This window comes from Winogradskyella ouciana, assembly GCF_009709615.1.
Lineage (GTDB): Bacteria > Bacteroidota > Bacteroidia > Flavobacteriales > Flavobacteriaceae > Winogradskyella > Winogradskyella ouciana.
On record NZ_WJYA01000262.1, the window covers coordinates 1 to 245 of the forward strand.

Here is a 245-nt window from a genome sequence, read left to right on the forward strand (position 1 = left end):
ACAAGCAGCGAGTCAGGCTGGCCGCGGCGATCGAGGCAGATCCTGCGCACGACGAGGTGTTCGTTGCGTGGCAGTGCGCGTAGCAACTGCGATCCGCCTACCACGCGAACGATCTCGCCGAGGGCCGCCGAATCGCGGAGCGAGTCGCCGAGACATTCCACACCTGCGCGATCCCGGAGATCGCGCGCCTCGGTCGCACCCTGCGCCGGTGGCGGTCAGCGTTCCTCGCGTATTTCGCGACCGGG

The 245-nt window shown here is 68.6% G+C and carries 1 protein-coding gene; it reads left to right on the top strand.

The window, feature by feature from the left end; all coding sequences use genetic code 11:
* Positions 1-86: 86 nt before the first annotated feature.
* Positions 87-245: hypothetical protein (locus F1003_RS19115; RefSeq protein WP_497986939.1), on the top strand; the 159-nt coding region annotated here is incomplete at its 3' end.